We start from the raw sequence: 2,924 nt of genomic DNA, 5'->3' as shown, positions 1-2,924 counted from the left end.
GCCCCCGGTGCCCCCGCCGCCCGCGCAGGCCCCCGCCGTCAGATCCGCGGAGGAGGAGAACGCGCCTCCGCCGCCCGGCAGGCCCGGCGCGGTCCCGCTGAACCACCTGCCCACGATGGTGGTCGGGCAGGACACCCCGGCCCCCGCGCCCGCCCCGCACCAGCCGGTGTACGGCTACCCGCCCCAGCCGCAGCCGCAATCCATGCACCAGCCCCAGCCGCCCGCCTACGGCTATCCGCAAGGCAGTTGGGGCCACACGCCGCCCTACGGGCCGGGCACGTCGCCGCAGTTCACCGCGCAGCAGGAGCAGCCGCGCCGGGGCGGCCGGGCCTCCGCCGCGCTGATCGCGGTCGCGGTGATAGTCGCTCTCGGCGCGGGCGGTTCGGTGTACGCCCTGATGAAGGACGACCCGACGACCCCGGCCTCCGCGGCGTCCACCCCCACGCCCACACCGCCGACCACCGCCCCGACCACTCCGGGAGCGACCACTCCGGGGGCGTCCACGCCGCCCGCGAGCCCCACGCCGACGCCGCCCGCCTCCGGCGGCATCCCCGCGAAGTTCCTGGGCAACTGGGCGGGCGCGATCGACAACGCGAGCGGCCACCATCCGCGCAGCATCGTCATCCAGCAGGGCGAGGAGGGCGACACGGTCCTGTCCATGACGGCCGACGGCACGCAGAACAACGGCGACCCCTACCACTGCGTGTTCCAGGGCGCGTTGACCTCCGCCACCGACTCCACGCTGCACATCGGCGGCACCGATCCGGTGGTCGCCGAACCGCCGGACGCCTGCCGGCCGGGCGAGCCGAGCACGATCACCGTCCTGCCCTCGGGCCAGCTGCGCCGCGTCATGGTCGACGCCACCGGCAAGAAGCAGACCCTGACCTACGACAAGTCGGACTGACCGCCACCACCGCGACCGCCGGTCGCACCGGTGCCCCGGCCCGCCGAAGCGGACCGGGGCACCGGTGTGCGTACCCGACCCGTCCCTACAGGAACGAGTTGACCTCGATGGTCTCGGTGCGGCCGGGGCCGACGCCGATCGCCGAGATGGGGGCGCCGGACATCTCCTCCAGCGCCTTCACGTACGCCTGCGCGTTCTTGGGGAGGTCCGCGAAGGTCTTGGCCTTCGTGATGTCCTCCGACCAGCCCGGCAGGTACTCGTACACCGGCTTCGCGTGGTGGAAGTCGGTCTGGGAGTACGGGAGCTCCTCCACGCGCTTGCCGTCGATCTCGTACGCGACGCAGACCGGGATCTGCTCCCAGCCGGTGAGGACGTCGAGCTTCGTGAGGAAGAAGTCGGTGAGGCCGTTCACACGGGTCGCGTAGCGGGCGATGACCGCGTCGAACCAGCCGCAGCGACGGTCACGGCCGGTGGTCACACCGCGCTCGCCGCCGATGCGCCGCAGCGCCTCGCCGTCGTCGTCGAACAGCTCCGTCGGGAACGGGCCTGCTCCGACCCGGGTCGTGTACGCCTTGAGGATGCCGATGACGCGGCTGATCTTCGTCGGGCCCACGCCCGCACCCGTGCAGGCGCCGCCCGCGGTCGGGTTCGACGAGGTCACGAAGGGGTACGTGCCGTGGTCGATGTCCAGGAGCGTGCCCTGGCCGCCCTCGAAGAGCACGACCTTGTCGTCGTCGAGCGCCTTGTTGAGGATCAGGGTGGTGTCGGCGACGTAGCCCTTGATCTGGTCCGCGTAGCCGAGCAGCTCCTCCACCACCTGCTGCGCCTCGATGGCACGGCGGTTGTAGAGCTTGGTGAGCAGCTGGTTCTTGACCTCCAGGGCCGCCTCGACCTTCTGGGTGAGGATCGACTCGTCGTAGAGGTCCTGGACGCGGATGCCGACGCGGTTGATCTTGTCCGCGTACGTCGGGCCGATACCGCGGCCGGTCGTGCCGATCTTCCGCTTGCCGAGGAAGCGTTCCGTCACCTTGTCGACCGTGACGTTGTACGGCGTGATGATGTGCGCGTTACCGCTGAGCAGGAGCTTGGACGTGTCGACGCCGCGCTCGTTCAGACCGCTCAGCTCGGAGAGCAGGACCGACGGGTCGACGACGACACCGTTTCCGATGACCGGCGTGCACTCCGGCGAGAGGATTCCGGAAGGGAGGAGGTGCAGCGCGTACTTCTGGTCGCCTACGACAACCGTGTGGCCGGCGTTGTTGCCGCCCTGGTAGCGCACTACATAGTCCACGGATCCACCGAGCAGGTCGGTGGCCTTTCCCTTGCCTTCGTCACCCCACTGAGCACCGAGCAGCACAAGTGCGGGCACAGGCGTACACCCCTTCCGGGCGGGGCATGTCCAAGGTCAGGGGCCGTAGCCACTGATGAATGCGTAAGCCTTGGGTTGCCCCGGAATAGACGAAGCCCCTGGCGCAATAGCGCAAGGGGCTCTTGCACAAAGATGCTACCCGAGGAAGCGAGGCAGGGCCGAGGTGGCGGCTTTGGATCATGAGAACCATCCGTCCGACCGCGAGGGCGAGGGGCTGTCGCGGCAGGTTCTGGTGATCGTGGACCCCCTCGCGATGCGCACGGACGGGGAGTCCGTACGCATCGCCAAGGACGTGCTCTGCGCGGGCTCGACCGCGAAGGTGTGCCTGCCGGAAGGACCGGAGGAATTCGCGAAAGCCCTGGCCAGGAGGGGTGCGCGGCGGCCCGTCGTGGTCGGCGACGACCGGGCGCTGCTGCGTGCGGTGTCCCTGCTGCACCGGGAGCGGGAGCTGTCCGGCGCGGTGCTCTCGCTGGTCCCCGTGGGCGGCGCGGTCTCGCTCGCCCGCTCGCTCGGGGTGCCGACGGGGACGGTGGCGGCGGCGCGGGCCGCACTGGTCGGCACGGAGCGGCGGCTCGATCTGCTGGTGGACGACAGCGACGGCGTGGTCCTCGGGGACCTGTGCATCCCGCCGGTCGCCGAGGCGGCGGGGAC

At 70.9% G+C, this 2,924-nt stretch carries 1 protein-coding gene and 2 pseudogenes; 2 read left to right on the top strand and 1 reads right to left on the bottom strand.

Annotated elements, in window-relative coordinates:
• Positions 1-904: pseudogene (locus tag G3I40_RS23750) on the top strand (serine/threonine protein kinase); the annotation flags it as partial.
• 85 nt (positions 905-989) lie between these two features.
• Here the strand turns inward: G3I40_RS23750 and G3I40_RS23745 are convergent.
• The gene (locus tag G3I40_RS23745; RefSeq protein ID WP_164304146.1) at positions 990-2,273 is read right to left on the bottom strand and encodes an adenylosuccinate synthase; all 1,284 of its coding nucleotides are present in this window, start codon (positions 2,271-2,273) and stop codon (positions 990-992) included.
• Between the two features lie 253 nt (positions 2,274-2,526).
• On the opposite strand from G3I40_RS23745, the pseudogene G3I40_RS23740 reads away from it, so the two are divergent.
• Positions 2,527-2,924: pseudogene (locus G3I40_RS23740) on the top strand (diacylglycerol kinase); the annotation flags it as partial.

The organism is Streptomyces sp. SID14478, assembly GCF_010548525.1.
Lineage (GTDB): Bacteria > Actinomycetota > Actinomycetes > Streptomycetales > Streptomycetaceae > Streptomyces.
The sequence above is the reverse complement of the archived record's forward strand: the minus strand, read 5'-3'. Positions and strand labels throughout refer to the sequence as shown.